Annotated in this window: 20 protein-coding genes and 1 pseudogene; 8 read left to right on the top strand and 13 right to left on the bottom strand. The window is 30.1% G+C overall.

Annotated features, from left to right (window positions below; genetic code table 11):
* Positions 1-300: 300 nt before the first annotated feature.
* From KQI30_RS04705 to abc-f, 6 genes and pseudogenes are all read right to left on the bottom strand, one after another.
* Positions 301-459 (bottom strand): hypothetical protein, encoded by a 159-nt coding sequence (locus tag KQI30_RS04705; protein WP_253287384.1) that lies wholly within the window; start codon positions 457-459, stop codon positions 301-303.
* A gap of 60 nt (positions 460-519) precedes the next feature.
* A pseudogene (locus tag KQI30_RS04700) lies at positions 520-1,104 on the bottom strand (HAD-IC family P-type ATPase).
* Between the two features lie 175 nt (positions 1,105-1,279).
* A complete protein-coding gene (locus KQI30_RS04690) occupies positions 1,280-1,513 on the bottom strand; it encodes a hypothetical protein (protein ID WP_216462090.1) in 234 nt (77 codons plus the stop codon).
* A gap of 9 nt (positions 1,514-1,522) precedes the next feature.
* Positions 1,523-1,825, bottom strand: a complete 303-nt coding sequence (locus KQI30_RS04685; RefSeq protein ID WP_216462089.1) for a TetR/AcrR family transcriptional regulator — start codon at positions 1,823-1,825, stop codon at positions 1,523-1,525.
* Positions 1,826-1,922: 97 nt separating this feature from the next.
* Positions 1,923-2,243, bottom strand: a complete 321-nt coding sequence (locus tag KQI30_RS04680; RefSeq protein WP_216462088.1) for a (2Fe-2S)-binding protein — start codon at positions 2,241-2,243, stop codon at positions 1,923-1,925.
* A 148-nt stretch (positions 2,244-2,391) separates the two neighbouring features.
* On the bottom strand, positions 2,392-3,948 hold the full coding sequence (abc-f, locus tag KQI30_RS04675) for a ribosomal protection-like ABC-F family protein (RefSeq protein WP_216462087.1): 1,557 nt from the start codon (positions 3,946-3,948) through the stop codon (positions 2,392-2,394).
* Between the two features lie 182 nt (positions 3,949-4,130).
* On the opposite strand from abc-f, the gene KQI30_RS04670 reads away from it, so the two are divergent.
* The gene (locus KQI30_RS04670; RefSeq protein ID WP_216462086.1) at positions 4,131-5,306 is read left to right on the top strand and encodes a class I SAM-dependent rRNA methyltransferase; all 1,176 of its coding nucleotides are present in this window, start codon (positions 4,131-4,133) and stop codon (positions 5,304-5,306) included.
* Positions 5,307-5,334: 28 nt separating this feature from the next.
* On the top strand, positions 5,335-6,861 hold the full coding sequence (locus KQI30_RS04665; protein ID WP_216462085.1) for a MutS-related protein: 1,527 nt from the start codon (positions 5,335-5,337) through the stop codon (positions 6,859-6,861).
* A 244-nt stretch (positions 6,862-7,105) separates the two neighbouring features.
* Here KQI30_RS04665 and KQI30_RS04660 read toward each other — a convergent pair whose 3' ends face one another.
* Positions 7,106-8,080 carry a galactose-1-phosphate uridylyltransferase gene (locus KQI30_RS04660; RefSeq protein ID WP_216462084.1) on the bottom strand — a complete coding sequence of 325 codons (975 nt, stop codon included), beginning with the start codon at positions 8,078-8,080 and terminating at the stop codon, positions 7,106-7,108.
* Between the two features lie 144 nt (positions 8,081-8,224).
* Between KQI30_RS04660 and KQI30_RS04655 the strand changes: the two genes are divergently transcribed.
* Entirely contained in the window at positions 8,225-8,377 is a 153-nt protein-coding gene (locus KQI30_RS04655; protein WP_216462083.1) for a hypothetical protein, read from the top strand.
* Between the two features lie 599 nt (positions 8,378-8,976).
* Here the strand turns inward: KQI30_RS04655 and KQI30_RS04650 are convergent.
* The 3 genes from KQI30_RS04650 to KQI30_RS04640 are packed head-to-tail and all read right to left on the bottom strand — an operon-like array spanning position 8,977 to position 11,663.
* A complete protein-coding gene (locus KQI30_RS04650; protein ID WP_216462082.1) occupies positions 8,977-9,684 on the bottom strand; it encodes a 2-phosphosulfolactate phosphatase family protein in 708 nt (235 codons plus the stop codon).
* Between the two features lie 2 nt (positions 9,685-9,686).
* Positions 9,687-10,658, bottom strand: a complete 972-nt coding sequence (locus tag KQI30_RS04645; protein ID WP_216462081.1) for a TIGR01212 family radical SAM protein — start codon at positions 10,656-10,658, stop codon at positions 9,687-9,689.
* Complete coding sequence (locus KQI30_RS04640) at positions 10,659-11,663, bottom strand: hypothetical protein (RefSeq protein ID WP_216462080.1); 1,005 nt, start codon at positions 11,661-11,663, stop codon at positions 10,659-10,661.
* Between the two features lie 115 nt (positions 11,664-11,778).
* Here KQI30_RS04640 and KQI30_RS04635 point away from each other — a divergent pair, with 115 nt between their 5' ends.
* Entirely contained in the window at positions 11,779-12,837 is a 1,059-nt protein-coding gene (locus KQI30_RS04635; protein WP_216462079.1) for a YkvI family membrane protein, read from the top strand.
* A gap of 91 nt (positions 12,838-12,928) precedes the next feature.
* On the opposite strand, the gene KQI30_RS04630 is transcribed toward KQI30_RS04635, so the two are convergent.
* From KQI30_RS04630 to KQI30_RS04620, 3 genes are all read right to left on the bottom strand, one after another.
* A complete protein-coding gene (locus KQI30_RS04630) occupies positions 12,929-14,296 on the bottom strand; it encodes a peptidoglycan-binding protein (protein WP_216462078.1) in 1,368 nt (455 codons plus the stop codon).
* Positions 14,297-14,338: 42 nt separating this feature from the next.
* Positions 14,339-17,854: a S8 family peptidase gene (locus KQI30_RS04625; protein WP_216462077.1), complete on the bottom strand. Its 3,516-nt coding sequence runs from the start codon at positions 17,852-17,854 to the stop codon at positions 14,339-14,341.
* Positions 17,855-17,934: 80 nt separating this feature from the next.
* Positions 17,935-19,494, bottom strand: coding sequence for an HD domain-containing phosphohydrolase (locus tag KQI30_RS04620; RefSeq protein ID WP_216462076.1), 1,560 nt, complete (start codon positions 19,492-19,494; stop codon positions 17,935-17,937).
* Between the two features lie 179 nt (positions 19,495-19,673).
* Between KQI30_RS04620 and murI the strand changes: the two genes are divergently transcribed.
* From murI to KQI30_RS04600, 4 genes are all read left to right on the top strand, one after another.
* Positions 19,674-20,453 carry a glutamate racemase gene (gene murI, locus KQI30_RS04615; RefSeq protein ID WP_216462074.1) on the top strand — a complete coding sequence of 260 codons (780 nt, stop codon included), beginning with the start codon at positions 19,674-19,676 and terminating at the stop codon, positions 20,451-20,453.
* A 68-nt stretch (positions 20,454-20,521) separates the two neighbouring features.
* Positions 20,522-20,791, top strand: coding sequence for an STAS-like domain-containing protein (locus KQI30_RS04610; protein ID WP_216462073.1), 270 nt, complete (start codon positions 20,522-20,524; stop codon positions 20,789-20,791).
* Between the two features lie 239 nt (positions 20,792-21,030).
* Positions 21,031-21,552, top strand: coding sequence for a peptidylprolyl isomerase (locus KQI30_RS04605; protein ID WP_216462071.1), 522 nt, complete (start codon positions 21,031-21,033; stop codon positions 21,550-21,552).
* Between the two features lie 10 nt (positions 21,553-21,562).
* Positions 21,563-21,928 carry a DUF3783 domain-containing protein gene (locus tag KQI30_RS04600; RefSeq protein ID WP_216462070.1) on the top strand — a complete coding sequence of 122 codons (366 nt, stop codon included), beginning with the start codon at positions 21,563-21,565 and terminating at the stop codon, positions 21,926-21,928.
* Positions 21,929-22,146 lie beyond the last annotated feature (218 nt).

The raw sequence follows: 22,146 nt of genomic DNA, 5'->3' as shown, positions 1-22,146 counted from the left end.
CTTTATTATACTCCCTACTTTTAAAGATTCTATGAATAATAACTAATAACTTTGACAATACATAATACATATAAAACTGCTATACTTAAGTTTTGTTTTCACTAATCATGAATTTCTAGTTCAAGCTACATGAAGGTACAACCTTCATTAGCCCCTCGTGATAGTTCTATATAAAATACAAATACCTTAAGGAAACTATCTTATTCTATATACAAAATTATTACACTTAAAATCTCAGAAATCCCCCTTAAAGGGAATTTCATCTATCACTGTGCACTGACTTCTATTTTGATGAAAAAACTACCGTACTTTGATTTTACTTTTTTGTGCGACAACCCCTTTTCTTTTAATAACAATTATACCTATGGGATGCTCAGACTTATTTTCTAGAATATATATAAGCTCTTGATATTCTTCAATACTTATATTTTCATAATTCCAAAAATCTGATACATTCATAGCACCTTCTGTAATAGTACCTGTTTTATCAAAACCGATAGTGTCAATATTATATGCTTGCTATAGTGCTTCTCCACCTTTAATTAGAATACCTCTTTCAGCACCACAACTTGTCCCTTCTAATATTGCAGTGGGTGTAGCTAATCCTAATGTACAAGGACATGCAATAATCATTACAGCACTTGCATTTAGCATAGCAATATAAAAATCTTTTTCTCCATTATGAAAGAACCAATATATAAAAGTAATCACAGCTATTATAATAACTAACGGAATAAAATAAGCTGCTATCTTATCTACTAATTTTTGAATAGGTGCTCTTGATTCCTGTGCTACTTCTACAGCCTTTACAATTTGTTTAAGTGTTGTATCCTTACCTACTCTTGACACCTTAACTTTAATACTACCAAAACAATTATAAGTTCCTCCAATAACTTCATCACCTTGATACTTATCTTTTGGCAAACTTTATCCTGTTATCATCGATTCATCTATCGATGTCTCACCTTCTATAATTATTCCATCAGTAGGTATTTTATTTCCTGGTTTTACTACTACAATATCATTAACTTTTACATATTCAATCTGTGGTGCACATGCTGCACAACTGATACATTTTAATGGAACGGATTTTATATCCCTCATGATTTTCACTACGTCTTGCATTTTCTAATCCAATAACATACATACCATCCATTGATACTCCAATTCCAACAATAACTGTTATAGCAAGTACAAACCAACTAAGGGCATCAACACCAAGAGTAAAGAATGATTTATTCCAAGGTCCCCATATTAATCATCCTTCCTATTTTTATCACTATTCATCTTTTAAATTTGAGATATTATCAATTATTTCTGAATTTATAGTTCCTGAGAGTACCTTATTGTAATTACACAAAAATGTACCAAAAATCAGTATCATCATTGCTTCTGCTTCATTCACTCCCACTTTAGATCCATAAATTTTAACTAAACATTTCTCCATAACTTTTTTCCATGAATTAAACATATCATTAATCAATTTGGCTATTTTTTCATTATATTGTGCCATTACATAAATCTAAACAGCTACATTTGGTCTATGTTCATCTTCATTACCTTCTGCTACATATTTTAAAAATCGATTTATATACTCTTTATTTGTCTCTTCTTTCTTTTTATCATTCTCTTCAAACCATTCAATACACTTGCTTGAAAAGAAATCTTTTGCATACTCAACATAAGAACAAATCAAATCATCTTTACTCTTGAAATAATAAAGTAATTTTTGATGAGACATATTAGCATGCTTAGCTACATCTCTCATAGATATACTTGCTAATGGTTTTTCTTTTATACACTCTTGAAGTGAATATAATGTCAAAAATATACTAATTTTCTCTTATACTACAACTTGATTTTAAACACAAAAAAGCACCTATCCCATCATGAATAGTGTGCTTGATTTTCATTATATTAATCTATCTTTTTAAATCTATTACATTTTGTACTAAAGCTTTGCATCTTTCACAATCAGTACCTGCACCTGTAATTTCTCCAACTTTATCTACTGTGTCTGCTCCATTTTTAACAGCAAATACAACCTCTTCAAGAGATACATTTTTACATCCACATACTGATGCTAATATTTTTTCAATTTCTTCTGCACATTTTCCACATCCAGTTGCAGCACCAGTCATTGCTTTTATTTCATCAAGAGTACGTGCACCTTGAATCATTGCTTTTCTTATTGTAATATAGTCGACATTTTTGCAATGACATATAACTCTATTTCCTGCCATGTTTAAATCCTCCAAATCATTAATTCTACACAATTATATATGCTTACAACAATTTTCACAAGAAACCTTAATTAATCTAAAAAAAAAAGCACCTATCCTTCTAAGATAGTGTGCTTTAATTTTCTTATCTAATACAGTTGTTTTACTGTTACACCAATTTTAATGTCCAATCTTCACAATTCCAAGTTTCTGTAACTATATCTCTATAGAATTCTGGTTCGTGGCATACTAAAAGTATAGTTCCTTTATATGCTTTTAATGCTCTCTTTAATTCATCCTTTGCTTCTACATCAAGATGGTTTGTAGGCTCATCAAGAATTAATATATTTGTTTCATTGTTAAGAATCTTACAAAGTCTTACCTTTGCAGCTTCCCCTCCTGAAAGTACAACTATTTTTGATTCAATTTGCTTTGTTGTAAGCCCACATTTAGCTAAAGCAGCTCTTATTTCATATTGACTATATGAAGGGAATTCATTCCACACTTCATCAATGCAACTGTTATAATTACTTTCTCTTTCTTCTTGTTCAAAATATCCTATATGTTGATATTCACCAAGTTCTACTTCTCCACTTATTGGTTGTATCTTTCCAAGTAAACTCTTAAGAAGAGTAGATTTACCAAGACCATTAGCTCCAACTAAAGCTACCTTTTGTCCTCTCTCTAAAAGAAGATTTAATGGTTTTGTTAATGGCTCATCATAACCTATTACTAAATCTTTAGTTTCAAATATTAACTTTCCTGAAGTTCTCGCCATCTTAAAGTTAAACTCCGGCTTTGGCTTCTCTTTCATAAGCTCTATTTTTTCCATCTTATCAAGTTTCTTTTGTCTAGATTTAGCCATGTTTGATGTAGCAACATTCGCCTTATTTCTAGCTACGAAATCCTCTAATCTAGCAATTTCCTTTTGTTGCTTTTCATAAGCTGCTTCTAGTCTCTTTTTATTTTCATCATATAATCTCTTAAACTCATAATAATCACCAACATATCTTGTAAGCTTTCTTTCCTCTACATGATAAATTAAATTAACAACAGAGTTTAAGAAAGGAATATCATGAGATATTAATATAAATGCATTTTCATAATTTTGAAGATATCTCTTAAGCCATTCTACATGTTCTTCATCAAGATAGTTTGTAGGCTCATCTAAAAGTAATATATCTGGAGTTTGAAGTAATAACTTTCCTAAAAGTATCTTTGTTCTTTGTCCACCAGATAAATTATCTACATCTCTATCTAACCCTAAATCTAAAAGTCCTAATCCTTTTGCTACTTCTTCAACTTTTGCATCTATAACATAAAATCCATTGTTATCTAGCATATCTTGAATAACAGCAGTTCTTTCAAGCATTTTATTTAATTCATCAGCATCAACTTCACCCATTTTTTCATATAAAGAATTCATTTCTGCCTCTAAATCAAATAAATATTTAAATGCATCTCTTAATGCTTCACGTATACTTTGTCCCTTTGTCAATGCTGCATGCTGATCCATATATCCAACTCTAACATTATTAGACCAAATAACTTTTCCTTCATCAGGCATAAGCTTACTTGTTATTATACTCATAAATGTAGATTTACCTTCTCCATTTGCACCGATAAGACCTACATGCTCACCTTTTAATAATCTAAAAGATACATCTTCAAAAATAGCTCTATCACCAAAACCATGACTGATATTCTTAACTGTTAATATACTCATATATTCCTCCTACAGTCCCGTATAATTTCTACTATTGTAACACTAACTATTAGTTTAATTTATACACCAGTTTTCTGTCAAAGGAAATTTGTTCTCTCTTTATCTATTTAATAGTTATTAATGCTTTTTGCTCTTTTGATGGTTATACTATAATAAGATTAATATTTTTGGAGGATAAATTTATGAACTGTAAATTCTATTTACATAAAGGTAAAGGTCAAAAAGCTATTTTGGGGCATCCTTGGATATTTAGTGGCGAAATTATGGGCTACGATGGTGAGTATACTAATGGCGACATTGTTGATGTATATACTAATGAAGGTAAATTTATAGGTAAAGGGTATATAAATGATGCTTCATTAATTACTATTAGAATTTTAACTAGAGATATAAATGAAGAGATTGATAAGGAATTCTTTAGACGCAAATTACATCTTGCTTGGGATTATAGAAAAAAGGTTATCGATACATCTAGTTGTAGATTCTTATTCGGTGAAGCAGATTTTGTTCCTGGAATGGTTATTGATAAATTTAATGACTATTATGTTATCCAATCATTAGCTCTTGGAATAGATAAATATAAACAAACTATTGTTGATATATTAGTAGAGGATTTCGGTGCAAAAGGCGTTTATGAAAGAAGTGACGCTAGTGTTAGAAAAAAGGAAGGTATGGAATTAACAAAAGGATTCTTAACAGCTCCTTTTGATACTAATATAATCATCGAAGAAAATGGCGTAAAATACCACGTAGATATTGAAAATGGTCAAAAAACTGGTTTCTTTTTAGACCAAAAGGAAAACAGAAAAGCCATCCATAAAATTTGTAAAGATGCAGAGGTTATTGATATCTGTACACATACTGGCTCTTTTGCATTAAATGCTGGTATAGCTGGTGCAAAGCATGTAATTGGTGTTGACATATCTCAGCATGCTGTAAATAACTGCAGAGAAAATGCCAAACTAAATAACTTAGAAGATACTGTAGAATTTATTTGTGAAGATGCTTTTGAAGCTCTTAATAACTTCTATCATCAAGGGAAAAAATTTGATGTTGTTATCTTAGATCCGCCAGCATTTACAAAATCAAGAGATACAATAAAAGCTGCACAAAAAGGTTATAAGAAACTTAACTTTAGAGGACTTAAAGTTGTAAAAGATGGGGGATATCTTGTAACTGCTTCTTGCTCTCACTTTATGAGTCCAGAGTTATTTAAAAAAGCTATTGCTGATGCTGCAAGGGATGCAGGAAAAATGTTAAGACAGGTTGAATTTAAAACTCAAGCACCGGATCATCCAATACTTTGGAATGATGATGAAAGCTATTATCTAAAGTTTTATATTTTCCAAGTGCTTTAATTAACTTTATTTTTGGGGAGGGATTGTGATGGACGAATACACTAAAGCTCTTTTAGAACTAGAAGAACTTCATGAGCGAAAATCAATTTTTACTTCATACTTTTTAAAAGTTACAAAAAAAGATACTTCCATAGATGAAGGAACATTTAAAGATTTAATGATGGATAATGTATACTTAAAGTTATTTTGTCCTTATCTTAGAACATCATTGGGAGAACAAATCTTATATAGTAACATAAGAAATCCTTTGACAAATAAAGAAGATTTAGAAAAAAGACGTGATAAAATTTCTAAATTAAAATCTTCTAATATGAAAACTAGAATAGGAAAAATATTAGATAACATCGGTACTATAGGATATTATAATTTTACAGACATCGTATTTAATAAACTAAAAAGATCTACTACTGTATCTATAATGTCTAAGATTTCTTTAATATGTACTGTGTTAGCTGTAGCACTATATTTTCTGAATCCATTTTTATTATTTTTAATAGTATTTCCGATAATTACTTACCCAATATTCTCAGGTAAGTTCTTTGACGATAATAATGATACTATAATCTTAATAAAATACTTAGCAAAAGTTATTTCTGGTGCTGAGGACCTTGCTAATATCAATGCACCAGAATTTGCTGATGATATAAAAAGAATTGAAGAGATTCATAAAAAGTTCTCTTTAATTCCAACTTTGAGTAAATGGTTAGGTACACCACATAAACAAAGTGCCATAATAATAACATTAGATACACTATTTGGCATAAGATATTTTGCTTACAATATAATAGCTAATGTATTAGATCGTAACAATAAAGAACTTCTTGAATTAATCGAAATTATCGGTGAACTAGATAGCAACTTAGCTATAGAGGAAATTGAAGAAAACAACTATGTTTGTTCTCCAAACTTCACTGATAATAAAACCTTCTCCTGTGAAGATTTATATAATCCTCTTATAGAAAATTGTGTAGCAAACTCACTAACTATTAAAGATCATGGATTAATTCTTACAGGTTCAAATATGGCAGGTAAATCTACTTTCTTAAGAAGTATCGGTATTAATGTTATTTTAGCACAAACAGTAGGTATAGCTTTTGCTAAGAAATATGAAGCACCAATTTTAAATATTTTAACTTCTATCAGTAGAAATGATAACATGTTAGCAGGAAAAAGTTATTATCTTGAAGAAGCTCAAGCTGTTCAAACTATTGTTCAAAATTGTAATAATGAAGTACCTATTCTTTGTATAATAGACGAAATATTTAAAGGAACTAATCCTACAGAAAGAGTAGCTGCTGCTGCATCTATTTGTAATTACTTATCAAAAAGTAATTGTATCCCTATAGTTGCTACTCACGATATGGAGCTAACATCCATGGTTAAAAATTATAGTTTTTATTATTTCTCTGAAACAATAAATAAAGATAAATCTATGACTTTTGATTATAAATTGAAAAAAGGACTTTGTCCTTCTTCAAATGCAGTAAAAATATTAGAAATCTTAAACTATCCAAAAGAAATAATAGATGATACTTATAAAAGATTAAAAAAGTAGGGCACAGGGCACAGGGCACAGGGCACAGGGCACAGGAAAATTGTACTCTTTTGTTTTTATTGAATCAATTTATTTATCAAAAACTCTATATAAAATAAAGGACTTGCTACACTACTGTAACCAAGTCCTTTATTTTACAATACTATAATAACAATTTTTTTCTTTCTAAGTTGTATTTTTAGAGTATTCTATATCTCTTTAAAACCACACTTACAATTACAGAAATTCCGCAGCAATTTCCTCATTATCTGTGCCTTGTGCCTTCATACTTGTGCCCTAATCCATTCCATGATAATTCATAAGCTGCATCTTCAGGACACACAGAGTTTAGCATTATATCCGTTGATAATTCATATCCTGCTAAGTTATTTTTTCTAGGGTAAAATTCTATATAAAAATGATAATAGCTACTTTCTTTAATGAAATAATAGCATATATTAATGGGAGGATCTTGAAGTATATTATCAAGATTTTTTATAACCTTAATATATATATATGATAATTCACTTATCTCTTCTTCTGAAAACTCCTCCATTGATTTAGTATGCACTTTAGGAACAATTCTAACAGTATACGCTAATATAGACCCTTTAGGACAATATGCTAAAAAATACTTTCCTTCATATACTACCCTATCTTTTTCTTTTATTTCTTCATTTATTTCATCACAAATCATACAACGACCTGTCTTTTCTATATACAGCTTTAACTTTTCTTCTTCTTTCAAATACTTATTAGGTATATTATTTGTAGCTAATATTTGAGAATGTATATGATCCATAGATGCACCAGCTTCTCGTTTATAATTTTTAAAAATTTGAATATGGTTAATTTCTTTATATTTTTTTATATATTTAATCATATCTATATATAACTTTAATAACTGCGAAATCTCTTCATCTTTAAAATCAGATAACTTCTTATAATGATTATTAGTTTCTATAACTACATAATGAAGTCCTCTAATATCAAAATTTTCATTATCTAAAGAAGCCACTGCTGGATATTTATTTTCTATTACTCTCATAGTCCATGGGTTTCCAACTGACATTATTGTCTGTGGAGTATCCTCTTCAGCTCCAGGACAAAATGGGCATTGATCTTTTGATATTTTTCCCCCACTAACTATCGGTCTCTTCCCTCGTCCCTTGCAAAATATAACTTCTTTATCAGTAAACGCATCAAAACTATAATTACTATTATAAGATTTAACTTTCATTTTGTTATCCTCCATTAGCTTAATAGTACTTTGTATAAAAAACTTTATTTACTTCTTAATTACCTCAGTAGAATAAATAAAATAAACTTACATAAAATAAAGAAGCTATTAATATAATATTATTTTTCTAATAGGAGTGTGCACATGGATATCGAGTATTTAATAATTTCTTTATCTTCAAAATCTGATGCTGAAATTCAAAATAAACTTAATGAATTAAGTTTAGTTGGTTGGCAATTAGAATTTGTTCTTCCTGATGGTAGACACTACTTCAAAAGATATGAAGTAGAATTATAATCAAATAGAAATACATTACGTAAAGTTTACCGTGTAATACAAAATCTTTTATGAAGGAGATGTCGCATTAACAAATGAAAAGTTGTTAGCGATATCTCCTTTTATTATGGCACAAGTAAGGGTAATTTCAATGTACAGTTAAGGCAGTTCACAGTTTCGGTTAATTTCCCACAATGGTGAAAATATTTTAGTCCTTAGGGCGACAAGAGGTACAATTGTGTGAATAGATATATTTAGTGCATATATAAAACTATTATACTTAAGTGTTGTTTTTCATAAATAATGGGTTCTAACTTCAAGCTACATGAAGGTACAACCTTCATTAGCCCGCCGTAATAGTTCTATATCAAATATAAATATCTTAAGAAAACCAACTTATTCTATACACAAAATTGTAGCACTTAAAATCTCAGAAATTCCCCAAAGGAATTTCATCCACCACTGTGCACTGTGCACTGACAACTGTGCACTGATATATCCCTGTGCCTTGTGCCATCATACTTGTGCCCTAACATTCTATTTTGCTGAAAAAACTACCGCACGCTGATTTCTAACCCTTTTGTGCGACATCCCCTTCTTTTACTACTCAATATTTTATATTAGTTATTAACTATCTTTCCCTCTTTATATACTGGAACTACATCTGTAATGTCCTTCTTACAACAATAAGCAAAGTCATCTTGAAGTCCTAATTCCATCATTCTTCTATAATGTCTAGCTTCTTTTATATAATCTTCTACATTTTCATTATTTCTATAAACAAATAATGCTGTTTTAGCTATATCAGATAGCTCTACTTCCTTTTCCATATTACATAAGTGATTAATTATATGACCACCACATATAAAATCATCTATGGAAAATTCACCTTCTGTACCGGCATTAACAATAACTACATCATCACCGATTTCTACAAGTTTTTTTGCTACAGCTTCTCCATTAATCATTGCAGCCATAATTAAAGTTTTACCTTTTTCACAACCTTTAATTGCTCGTGTTCCATTTGATGTTGTCATAGTTACTACCCTACCAGAAACTTTATCTTCTGTATATTCTAATGGAGAATTAGAAAAATCAAAACCTTCTATCTTAACAGCTCGTCTTTCTCCACCTAATAAACAATCATATTGCTCTTTCAATGCTAATGCTTCTTCTATTGTTACTACTGGTATAACCTCTTTACATTTATTCTTCATTGCAGTAACAATAACGCTTGTTGCTCTTAACATATCTATTACAATAACAGATTTCCCTATTAGCTTGTCCTCTTTAATAAAATCTACTGATGGAATTAAATCAATTTTCATCACTATTTCGCCCCTTCGTTTTTAGTATATTTAAATCCTTCTATCTCTTTAAAATTCATACCTTGATATATTCCCCTATCTCTAAGAGTATTATCAATAGCATTTAGTATTTCCCACTTTTTCAAACTCCACATTGGTCCTATTAATAGTTGACGTGGTGCATCTCCTGTAAGCCTATGAATAACAATATCATCTCTTATATATCCAACAGCTTCACATATTAAATCTATATACTCTTCTTTTGTTAAAAAATCAAATGGCTCCTTTTCGTACTCTTCTGCCATTTTTGTATTTTTCATAAGATGCAAAAGATGTATCTTTATTCCTTGGATATCTTGATTTGATAAATATTTTATAGTATCAAGCATATCTTCTTTAGTTTCACCAGGCAGTCCAAAAATACTATGAACTACTGTATCTATCCCTCTATCTCTTAATCCTTTTAGCCCTTTTTCAAATGTAGTTAATGGGTATGCTCTATTTATTCTTTCAGCAGTTTTATCACTAACACATTGTAACCCTAACTCTACCCATACATAAACTTCTTTACTCATTTCTTCTAATAAATCAAGTACATCCTCTGGCAAACAATCAGGACGAGTTCCTATAGCTAACCCTACTACACCTTCTTTTGAAATAGCCTCTTTATACTTTCTTCTTAACTCCTCTACTGGTGCATACGTATTTGTATAAGCTTGAAAATAGGCTATTAATTTGCCACTACTCCACTTCTTGTTCATCATATCTTTTATATCATCAAACTGATCTGATATTGATTGAACTCTATTTCCAGCAAAATCTCCTGATCCACTAGAACTACAATAAGTACACCCTCCTGTTGCTACCTTTCCATCTCTATTAGGGCAAGAAAATCCTCCATCAAGAGAAATCTTAAATACTTTTTCATTAAACTTCTCTCTTAAAAATGAATTTAAAGTATAATATGATTTTCCTCCCCATTTTTCATTTATCATCTATATACCCTCTACTTTCTTATTCTCATAGTTTTCTAAATTTAACTTATAGTTTTCTTCATGATTACTTTTTCTATTTTTAACTTTATAATAAAGATATTCTTCATCAAAATCAATGTACGTTATATCATTTTCCTCCAAAGGGAACTCCTTTTCAAAATCAAAATCTACTTTATCTCTATTCTTTGCAAAATATGCTGCTATACCTTTATTTCCATCGCTGCTATACTGAACTAATATATATTTTTCTTTAGGACTATATGCTACAAACTCAACTTTCTTATTTTTTAATATATCAAGACAATTAACCTTAGTTCCTATAGGTGTATCGCTATCTGCCTTTTCTTCCTTGTTCCACTGATTTTCTATATCAAAAGTAAATATATATGAATCTTTATCATAAGTTGTCACTATACCTTCTTCCACATCAAACCCTAACGTTAATGTTATTATATTATCAGTGTTTATCTTCACCTTATTTATTTCTACATTATCTTCTTTGTTTATATCATACTGCGGCAAACTAAATTTGTTTAGAACTAAATAATTCCTTGCATCATTTTTAAATCGTACTCTTACTTCATCTCCATCTTTCACTAATTCTCCTTCAGTAAGTGGAGATACCTCTACTATCTTGTACTTATCATCTTGTCTTTCTACTTTTATCTTTATAGTCTCGGAACTACTATATCCTTCTAATAGATCACATCTTATTATTCCAAAAGTATACTCTCCCTTTTCTCCGATTTCAACTTCCTCTTTTAAATTATAACTTACGATTTTTAGAGTGTTACTTTGATTTATTACATTATTTGCTTCCTCTGTAACTAATAGCGTCCTATTCTCTTCATATCTCTCTTGTACTAAGTTTTTCATAAATTCTTTTGCAATAGACTTTCCTTCATATAAATTAAAATCTTTAGAAGTTTTTTCAATTGAAACCCCTTTTTCACTACAACCTACTAATAAAAAAATACATAAAAATAATGCCACAATTCTCTTCATAGTATCTCTCCGTTTCTTCTTTTATTAATTATTTTGTGATATTAATAATTATTTATGTAATTATCTTAAAATTTCAGTGTATATATTAATGAAACCCATTATTTAAGGAGGATTTATGAAAAAGAAATCATCATTACAAATAGGTCTAGTCTTTGTCGGTACTATCGTTGGTGCCGGTTTAGCTTCTGGACAAGAAATAACTCAATTTTTCACAAACTACGGGAAAATATCTTTTATAGCATTATTTATCCCGCTTATAATCTACATACTATTAGGAAACGCTGTAATAAATCTATCTATTAGACATAATTTGAATTCATATTCTGAACTATGTAACCTAGTTTCTCCAGGTTTTCTTGGAAAAGCTACTGGATTTGTAACAACATTATATTTATTAAGCTCCTGTTCTATAATTATTGCAGGTTCTGGAGCTTTATTAAATCAATACTTTGGAATTCCTAAAATAATAGGAAGTCTACTTATAATATTTATTGCTATTTTAACTCTTATGAAAAATACCGATGGATTATTCGCAATAAATTCATGCATTGTACCAATGTTAATTTCTATAATAGCAATAATATTTATTTTTTATGTAGGTTTTTCTTCTACCACTTCTATAGAATCTCATAATATATATCCCTACAAAAATCTTTGGTTTGTTTCCGCTTTTCTCTATGGCGGTTTTAATATAATGGGATGTAGCGGAGTTATAGTACCTCTTTCCAGTGAAATAAAAGATAAAAAGAAACTTTTTAACGGTCTGCTAATAGGAGCTATTTCTCTTACAGTAATATCACTAGCTATAAACTACTTATTATCCTGTAACTTTGACTCTATACATAAATTTGAGATACCATTACTATTTGTAGCTGATAGATTTGGTAAAATCATTCAAGGATTTCTACTTATGGTTATATTCTGCGAAATGTTTTCTACTATTGTTTCCGATACATTTTCTATATCCAAAACACTAGATTCAGCTTTTAATATTCCATATAAATATGGAATGTTCATAGTTTTAACAATTGGTATCTTTATATCACAACTAGGATTTAAAAATCTTATCTCTACACTCTATCCAGCATTCGGAGTAATATCTATATTTTTTATGATAAGTATTCTTATATATGATAAAAAAGATAAGAAATCCACCGCAATACGAAAACATTAATACAATTCACAATTGTGAATCGTGAATTGCAAAAAAGGCTTTCGCTCACAAACTCTCATTTGTTATGCGACAGCCTTTTTTAAATTTTCCTCTATCCAATAGGATATTTAAATACCGGAACTACACCATTAGTTGTAAATACCGGTGATATAAACTTACCTTCACCACATTCAATAAAATCATCACTAATATTTAATGATCCCTTATTATCATTATTTACGTCTTTTCTCAATTCTCCTATTTTAGTAACGGCAACATATATAGCTGATATCTTATACCATGTAGCATAATCTACATTTCCTGTAGCTGATAGCCCAAATATATTTTGAAAAGTTTTTACTGAGTCTGCAGTACTTTGACCATATATTCCATCTACAGCCACCTTATTAATTAAAGGATAATTTTGAGATATTCTATTTAAATATTCTTGCACCGCTCTCACCGGTTCTCCACTACTTCCCACTGAAAGAGTATATCCTGGATATGATTTAGGTATTCCTGCAACTTTAGATGCCTGTGTAATAACTATGTCTCCATAATAATATCTTAATATCTGTTCATAACTTCTTCCTTGATCTCCAAGATATTTACTTCCCCATTGTGAAAGCCAATTTGGGCAACTTACATTTTTACCATCACAGAATTGAGTTAATAAAGGTTGTTTTGCAGATGGTCTCTTTACGTACGTAGTAAATACTTCATCTACTATCCTATCCACATTATCGTATATATTTCTACCATAAGTAAACGCCAAATCAAATGCAGTAGAGTTAGTTATTTGATATGGTTTTCCTTTTCCTCTATACCACTCAGTATAAACTCTATTTAATGCAAAGGATACTATACATATAGCATTTGCCCTTAATGTCTCATCAGGCCAAGTAGCAAATACTTCACTACTTAATGCATTCTTTACATAATCCTGAAATCGTACAGTATAATCAGCTCCACTAGTACTATTAGGTGATCCATCATGAACTACTATAAATTCTGGAACAACAGCTTCTCTCAAAACAACTAATCCTGATGTAGGTGGTAATGGTTTTTCTGGATCCTCTGGTATCTTTGTTGGATAATCTCCCACTTGAACATTCGGTGGTATATTAATAACTTCATCAACTCTAGAATTTTCAGAAGCTGGTGTTAAATTACATTGCTGAATAGCTGTAACATCAGGTAATACTTGTACTCCTTTTATGAATATATCTTGATACCCACTAACTTGTATTAACACATCTAATAATGAATATGGATTTCCACCTGTAGGACTTTGTGAATTTGAAAGAGGTGGTGTATCTATCTCTATAACTGATGTTAATCCTGATGAATCTGTTGTAAGTGTTGTCTCTTTTGTAGTGCTTCCTTCTTCATTAGTTGCAGTAATAGTAACTTTACCATTATCTATAGGTATATATGATTGACCAAGTAATAATCTTGCTTGAAATCCTCCTGTAGCCATGCATTGCACTCCTTATAAATTTATCCTTAATATTATATGAATTTATCTATAAAAATGTGTTTTATTAATTTCAGCCTCAAATTCACTAGGATATCGAATAAAGATATTTGATTTTTCCCTAAAAACAAATCCTCTCATACTATTAAATACACCTTTAAGATCTAATTCTCCATATCCTGTAGTAGGATTAGGATAAACTTCCCCTGGTCTTTCCCTTGCACCTCTTATGATATAATTTTCTATTTTCGGTGCATATAAAGTAGTATCCCTACCATACACTATTCCCCATTGCATCATAAGTATAATAGCTGATGCCAAAACAGCCCCTGCTGCTGAAGATCCTGTAATTGTAGAAACAATTCCATCTTTACCTATAACAGAAACTTCAACACCTCCTGCTACTACATCTGGAACAATTCTTCCATCTCTTGTATATCCTCTAGATGATCTTGCCACTATTGTATTTGATGTTTGATTATAATATCCAGCATTAAGAATATATCTAGCTGAAGATGGTATTGTGAATGTTGTTTGATTATTAGATTGCAAAAATTTAGTCTCTGGATCTAAAAGTTCTCTTTGAGGTAACCACGCATTATAAACACCATTTATAATACTGTCTCCTATAAGTCTAAACTTCCATATACCTTGAACTACATCTATTAGTCTAATTTCTATCATCTCATCACCAGATAGTTCCTGTGGCATATAATATTTAACTTCTGCTTTTGTACCTTCCAAAACAAAATTTACTTCTTGACTCTGCATAAGCTTAGCTTCTATCTTTTCTATAACTTCGCCAGAAGGAGATACCATTGATAGAGAAACCTTATCCGGTTTAGACATCCATATTTGAAATTCTATACTACCTTCATTAGGACCAACTCTTAATTCAATATCAGCAGTATCCCCTGTCTTTTCAATCTTTCCAGCTGCATGTACTTCAGTATCTCCTTGATTTCCCATTCCTTTTACAATAGCTACTCCTCTATATGCTCCTATAAGATCTATATATCTTTCCATTGTTGTTGTTCCATCATGACCACCTCTATTAGTTCCTAAACCAAAGAATATTACAAAAGGTTTTCTTAAAGTTCTTCCCATGTCAGCCAAGTATCTTAACCCCATTATTATATTTCCATCTTCATACATTGGTACATTAATTCTTGAAACTCCATAATAGTCTCTTATTGCCTGTCTTGCTTCTTTAAGTTTAACAATAATAAATTCACAATTTGGTGCACCACCTTCAACCTTTACACCTCTTGCACCAATTATAGAAGCCATCGATGTTCCATGTCCTATTTCATCTTTAGATGGAACTATACTATAAGGATCTCCTCCATTTTTACTGGCTTCGATAGCTTTATTTATATCCTCTCTTGTATACTCTGCACCTATAGGAAAACCACTTGGCACTTTTCCCCCTGATATAGTTTGATCCCACAATGATATTATCCTACTGGTGCCATCTTCCTTTATAAAATCTTCTTCCAAATAATCTATACCAGTATCAATAATTCCTACTATAACTCCATTACCTGTTAAATTTAAATAAATATCATCATGAAATTGTAATATATTTGCTGATTCTAATGGTGATACTGCTTCTAATGTATATATAGTTGGCTTATCATAATAAACTATTCCTGTGCCTTTGCTTATATAATCACTCCAATTATCAAAGGGCAAAGATACTACTGCTATGTTTTCTGTTATTCTTACAGCACAAGTACTACCAAAAGCTCCTAGTGGTGGTGCTTCTCCTTGGTATTCAATAATCAGGCTCCAATTTTTTTCATTATAAAAACTTTCTTCACAAATTTTAGCACTATTCTTTACATCATCTTGAGATGGCACTTCCCTCTTAGATACAATAGTATCCATCGCCCCTGTCAATGACAATAATCCATATCCCCAAGTAGTATTAGGATAAACTACATCTACTCTAGTTCTTCTTGCACCTTTTAACAAAAAATATTTTAATCTATTGCCATACATATATGGATCATAGCCTTTTACAATACCATACTGACATAATAAAGCTGCTGCACCAGATACATGTGGTGTAGCCATAGATGTTCCTGTAAGAGAATCTAATCCGCCATCAGGTATAGGTCCTAATATTGATTGTCCTGGAGCTAATAAATCTGGCTTTTCTACAAGCCCTCCTCGACCTGAAAATGACGAAACGTCCCCTGTTGCCATATTATAACTACCTACTGTTATGACATCTTCTACAGTTCCCGGTATACCTACAGTATTATACGGATTGGGATTCAGAAATTTTGTATCCTTACTTAATGCTTCTGATATAGGTAACCACATATTATATTCTCCTGGTTCACCTTCAATAGTCATATATAATGTATACACTCCAGCAGAAATGCCTTCAGTCTCACCTACTATGGCTATAGATATATCTCCTTCTATAGAAAATGGTAATGGTCCTGAAACACTTATATAATATTCATTATTTCCAATCTTACCGCTATAAAATCCTTGTCTCATTGCTATAAGTCCTGAATTAACATTACATGGACATCTTATTTCTAAGGATATATCCCACAAAATCGGTTTATATAATTGTAATATTATCACTTGTTCTCCTTCTGCTACATTGAAAGTTTCTTCTATTTCAGCAGTTCCTTGAACACTTTTACCAACATGATGTGCAGCTTCTCCTTCATTACCAGCAGCTATGACAATAGTTACTTTCTCTATTCTAGAAAGTGTATCTATATATTGCTCTAACAACGAAGAGCCATCATGAGCCCCAGAATTTGTAGCATAACTTATATTTATTACTATTGGCTTGTCTAGCTCTATACTTTTATCTAATAAAAACTTCAATCCTCTCATTAGTTGTGAACTTTTGCCAAATAACGTTTTGCCACTTCTTGTGAACTTCACCATAGAAATAGTACTTTCATAAGCTACTCCATAATACTTTTTATCTATTTTACCTCCTGCTGCTGCTATTCCTGCTACATGAGTTCCATGACCTACTTCATCTTGTGATGGTACTACAGAATGTGGATCACTAGAATTTAATGCCTTATTAATATCATCAGAATTAAAAACTTTTCCACCTAATGATAAATCATATATATAATCAATCCTCGTAGTACCATCTTCATTTATAAATGCAGGATGAGTATAATCTATTCCAGAATCAATAAATCCTACTATTACTCCACTTCCACTTAATCCATATTGTTCCCATACTTGAGTGGCTCCAATTTCTCTATTAGATGCCTCTGCTGTTTCAAATAATGTTTTTGGTAGCTCTATATAATCAATTTCTTCTATATTATAAAATTCATCTAACTTTGAAAAATCTATTGTAACTATACCAAAACCAAATCCTAAATCCTCTAACCTACCATTTATTGCTTCAACCTTTTCCCTTACTGCATCTACCTTAATACCGTATAAAACAACAAACTCTATTTTGCCAACTCCATATATTTCATTTTGTGAATATTGTAAGAGCTTATACCTTACTGCTGGTGGTACTCTATTAAGTAAATTAACTATACCTTCAGTTTTTTCCATAATATCCTCATTAATATTGATTTACTAATTAATATTCATCACTATTTTTGTTTAGAATAGCAAAAAAGATATACAAAGTATTACCTTTGTATATCTTCTGGATATATTTCTTTATATTTATCTCGTATTTCTAAAAATTCATCTAAATTGTCTAAGAACAAATCTACTAATACAGGATCAAAGTGTTTTCCTCTTTCTTTCCTAAATAAATCTAGAATATCTTCTAGTGGCCATGCCTTCTTATAAACTCTTTCAGATCCTAAAGCATCAAATACATCTGCAATAGCCGTTATTCTTCCTGCAATATGTATTTCTTCTCCCTTTTTACCATATGGATATCCTGTACCATCATATTTTTCATGATGTTCTAGAGCTATTATTGCTGCTGTTTTCATCAATATATCATTTGAATTCTTAAGCATTTCATATCCTATTTCTGCATGAGTTTTCATAACTTTAAACTCTTCAAAAGTTAACTTTCCTGGTTTATTTAAAATTACATCTGGAATTGCTAACTTTCCTAAATCATGCATTGGTGATGCAAGTTCTATAATCTCTGCATCTCTCTTTGTAAGACCATATTTTAATGTTAATAACTTAGAATACTCTGCAACCCTCTTTACATGATGTCCTGTTTCATTAGAACGTGTCTCTGATATTTCTCCAAGAGTATATATAATTTCCTTTTGAGTTCTATCAATTTCATTATTTAAATAAATGTTATCATATGCAACAGATACATTTCTACAGAAGGTATTTCCTAAGTATATATCTAAATCTGTTAATCCTTTTAAGTTTTCTATATATAAAATAGTCTTTACTCCAAAATCATTTTTAAAGTATAACACTAAAGTATCATTTTTATATTGGCTACTTTCTGAGGCTATACTTTTATATACAAGATCAAATTCTTCCTCATTTAAAGCTTTTTTTATACTCAAGCCCACAGTATCTTTTAACTTTCCTGCAGCAGCTAAGATAACATAATCTTCATCTAAGCTACTAGCAACTATAGCTGAATTACTATCAATAACTCCTCTATTATTAAAATCTAATATAGAGAATAACTGAACTAACATCATTGATGTAAATTCTTTTATTTCTCCAAATTCAAATACTTTACCAGAGCTCTCTATTATCTTTTCTAGACCCATTTTACTATAACTTAATAGATACTTATCATAAAAATTATTAATTTCAGCTGCTATTGTTAAAATAATCTCATCAGCTGTTATATTCTTTATATTCTTTATTCCATTAATATTCAAACTCTTAATTTCATCAAAAGTAAGTGTTACTTCATCTGAAATAAATGTCAATATTCTCATAAGATCATTTTCTAAATTACTTCTTATAAATTTTATTAAGTCTTTTCCTTCTTCTGTATCGCTTTGTAAACCTACTACTGATATCAAAATATCTCTATTTTTTATAAGAATATATTTGGCTTCTTTATGAGACTTAACCTCTATTACTTTTATCTTCTTGCCTTGATATGTATAATTCTCTAAACTTTTCTTTACTTTTTCTATGTTGTTTTGATCAATATTTACTATTAATACTTTCCATATATTTTCTTCTGATGTTATGAGAATATTATTATTGTCTAATTCCTTTTTGCTCACCCCATGATTATCCATATCTTATTTTCCCCCTAAGGTCTTTTTCCTCTTTATACAATAAATTAATATATTATTGAATTAAATATAATTATAGCCTTTACTTCAATATATCGAGATTTAGTATTTTTTCTTTAGCAATGACAGATATTTTTTAACGTAGTATAATTATCTAGTAGTTATTAAATAGAGGTGATATTATGAAAACAAATGATTTACCAATAGGATTCTTCGACTCAGGTGTTGGTGGAATATCCGTATTAAGAGAGGCGTATAAAATTCTTCCAAATGAAAACTACATATATTTTGGTGATTCAAAAAATGCACCTTATGGTACGCGAAGTGATAACGAAATAAAGAATTTGACTCTTAACGCAGCAAATTTTTTAATTAATAAAAAAATTAAGGCTTTAGTTATAGCCTGTAATACAGCTACTTCTGTAGCAATAAACACACTTAGAGAAACATACAAAGATTTACCTATCGTAGGAATAGAACCAGCAGTTAAACCAGCTGTAGAATCTACTACTTCTGGATCTATAGTAATTATGGCTACTCCTATGACTCTTAAAATGCGTAAATTCAATGAACTTATATCTACTTATAGCGAAGGAAGAAAAATAATTCCTATGCCTTGTCCAGGATTAGTAGAATTTATTGAAAAAGGCATCTTTGAAGGTGATGATTTACATAAATTTTTAATGAATAAATATAGAGATATTGATATAGATGATATCGGTGCCGTTGTTTTAGGCTGTACTCACTATCCTTTTATAAAAAAGGAACTTAGCAAAATAATTGATGAAGATAAAATCTTTGATGGTTCAAAAGGTACAGCTAATCAATTAAAGCATTTATTACAAGATAAAAATTTACTTAACAATAGCTCTACTACTGGCAACATTGAAATTATTAATTCTCTTAATGATAACTATCTACATGAGTTATGCAAAAACTTATTAAATCTAAATATGAAATAATGTAACAATTCTAATAAGCCATACGTATACTATAATGAAATAGCATAATTCATTATAGGTGATGTACTATGGTAAAGTTAGTTGTTAAAAATATAACTGATGGAAACACATCTCAAGATGACGCAACTTTGTTAAAACAAATTATCCACGAAAATATTGGACAATATATAGAATTAGATTTTTCTGGAATGGATAAAATTCCATCCACCTTCTTTTTCACATTATTTTCAGACCTTATTTATAATAAAGGTAGAAATTTTATTATAGATAAAATAAAAATAACAAATTTAAAAAATCCTGATGCTTTTAATCGCATGATAAAAGGTACTAATTTTTAAATAAAAACTCCTCAAGCTATCGCATAGAGCGATGGCTCTTTTTATTATGACACAAGACTAATTCACAATAAATTAGCCACTTAAAATTTCAGAAATTCCCCCAAAAGGAATTTCATCAACAACTGTGAACTGTTCACTGACATATACCTGATACTTGTGCCCTACCTAATGTTTCTATGGTATAATAACTTTATTATATGTATAAAATATATAAATAACATTTCAAGGAGGTATTTGTAATGAATCCAATCGTTACTATGAAAATAAAAGATAGAGGAACTGTTAAAATAGAATTATACAAAGATTTAGCTCCAAATACAGTTAAAAACTTTATCTCTTTAATAGATAAGAATTTTTATGATGGGTTAACTTTCCATAGAATTATTAAAGGTTTTATGATTCAAGGAGGATGTCCAGAAGGTACAGGTATGGGTAACCCAGGATATTCAATAAAGGGTGAATTCGCTAAGAATGGATTTAAAAACGACTTAAAACATACTGAAGGTGTTCTTTCAATGGCAAGAGCTATGTCTCCTGACTCAGCTGGTTCACAATTTTTCATTATGACTGAAAGTGCTCCACACCTTGATGGTTCATATGCTGCATTTGGTAAAGTAATTGAAGGTATCGAGTTCGTTCATGATGTAGAAAATGTAAAAACTAACTACAATGATGCACCACTTGTACCAGAAGTTATTGAAAGTATGACAGTAGACACTAATGGTGAAGCAATAGAAGAACCAGAAATTATTGAATACTAGGAGTGATTTTATGAACTCTTCTAAAAATATTTTAGTATACGGAGTAGAACCTAGTAAAATATTATTTATTAACAGTTTCCTTAGTAAAAATAGATTACCATCATGTACTGCTATAGATGATTCTGTAGAAAACATGATTATGTCTGATATTTTAAATAATCCAATAAAAAGTGTTAACGCGGTTAAATCAAAAGAAACCATAATTATATTTAATAATCTTTCACAAGTAGAAATGTCTACAGCTATTACCTTAGTTAAAAAGGTGTTGAAGCCTAAACCAATATTCGCAGCAATAACACCAAATTCAATAGACTGGACATTTGCTAAGCTGAAAGAAGAACTAATAAGTGAAAAAAAATTTTTTGAAGGTAAATAATAATGAGTAGAATTGGGGAAAAAATTAAAAATCTTAGAAATAAAAAAGGGCTTACACAAAATGATCTGACTCCTGTCAAGTAGACAATCAAAATAAATAAAAGATATATGATTATGCGACTACGTTGTTAGTCGCATTTATCATGATGCTCTTTTTTTCTTTGCTTCTAACTCTGCTTTATAAGCAAGTATTCTCTTATTTTCTGGTATCGGATATTG

Source organism: Clostridium bornimense (assembly GCF_018917145.1).
GTDB lineage: Bacteria > Bacillota > Clostridia > Clostridiales > Clostridiaceae > Clostridium_AN > Clostridium_AN bornimense_A.
The sequence above is the reverse complement of the archived record's forward strand: the minus strand, read 5'-3'. Positions and strand labels throughout refer to the sequence as shown.

Bases quoted from the DNA above. Each gene is read 5' to 3' on its own strand.
- KQI30_RS04705 (WP_253287384.1), bottom strand. From the start codon at position 459: ATGAATGTATCAGATTTTTGGAATTATGAAAATATAAGTATTGAAGAA.
- KQI30_RS04690 (WP_216462090.1), bottom strand. From the start codon at position 1,513: ATGGCACAATATAATGAAAAAATAGCCAAATTGATTAATGATATGTTT.
- KQI30_RS04680 (WP_216462088.1), bottom strand. From the start codon at position 2,243: ATGGCAGGAAATAGAGTTATATGTCATTGCAAAAATGTCGACTATATT.
- abc-f (WP_216462087.1), bottom strand. From the start codon at position 3,948: ATGAGTATATTAACAGTTAAGAATATCAGTCATGGTTTTGGTGATAGA.
- KQI30_RS04670 (WP_216462086.1), top strand. From the start codon at position 4,131: ATGAACTGTAAATTCTATTTACATAAAGGTAAAGGTCAAAAAGCTATT.
- KQI30_RS04665 (WP_216462085.1), top strand. From the start codon at position 5,335: ATGGACGAATACACTAAAGCTCTTTTAGAACTAGAAGAACTTCATGAG.
- KQI30_RS04660 (WP_216462084.1), bottom strand. From the start codon at position 8,080: ATGAAAGTTAAATCTTATAATAGTAATTATAGTTTTGATGCGTTTACT.
- KQI30_RS04655 (WP_216462083.1), top strand. From the start codon at position 8,225: ATGGATATCGAGTATTTAATAATTTCTTTATCTTCAAAATCTGATGCT.
- KQI30_RS04650 (WP_216462082.1), bottom strand. From the start codon at position 9,684: ATGAAAATTGATTTAATTCCATCAGTAGATTTTATTAAAGAGGACAAG.
- KQI30_RS04645 (WP_216462081.1), bottom strand. From the start codon at position 10,658: ATGATAAATGAAAAATGGGGAGGAAAATCATATTATACTTTAAATTCA.
- KQI30_RS04640 (WP_216462080.1), bottom strand. From the start codon at position 11,663: ATGAAGAGAATTGTGGCATTATTTTTATGTATTTTTTTATTAGTAGGT.
- KQI30_RS04635 (WP_216462079.1), top strand. From the start codon at position 11,779: ATGAAAAAGAAATCATCATTACAAATAGGTCTAGTCTTTGTCGGTACT.
- KQI30_RS04630 (WP_216462078.1), bottom strand. From the start codon at position 14,296: ATGGCTACAGGAGGATTTCAAGCAAGATTATTACTTGGTCAATCATAT.
- KQI30_RS04625 (WP_216462077.1), bottom strand. From the start codon at position 17,854: ATGGAAAAAACTGAAGGTATAGTTAATTTACTTAATAGAGTACCACCA.
- KQI30_RS04620 (WP_216462076.1), bottom strand. From the start codon at position 19,494: ATGGATAATCATGGGGTGAGCAAAAAGGAATTAGACAATAATAATATT.
- murI (WP_216462074.1), top strand. From the start codon at position 19,674: ATGAAAACAAATGATTTACCAATAGGATTCTTCGACTCAGGTGTTGGT.
- KQI30_RS04610 (WP_216462073.1), top strand. From the start codon at position 20,522: ATGGTAAAGTTAGTTGTTAAAAATATAACTGATGGAAACACATCTCAA.
- KQI30_RS04605 (WP_216462071.1), top strand. From the start codon at position 21,031: ATGAATCCAATCGTTACTATGAAAATAAAAGATAGAGGAACTGTTAAA.
- KQI30_RS04600 (WP_216462070.1), top strand. From the start codon at position 21,563: ATGAACTCTTCTAAAAATATTTTAGTATACGGAGTAGAACCTAGTAAA.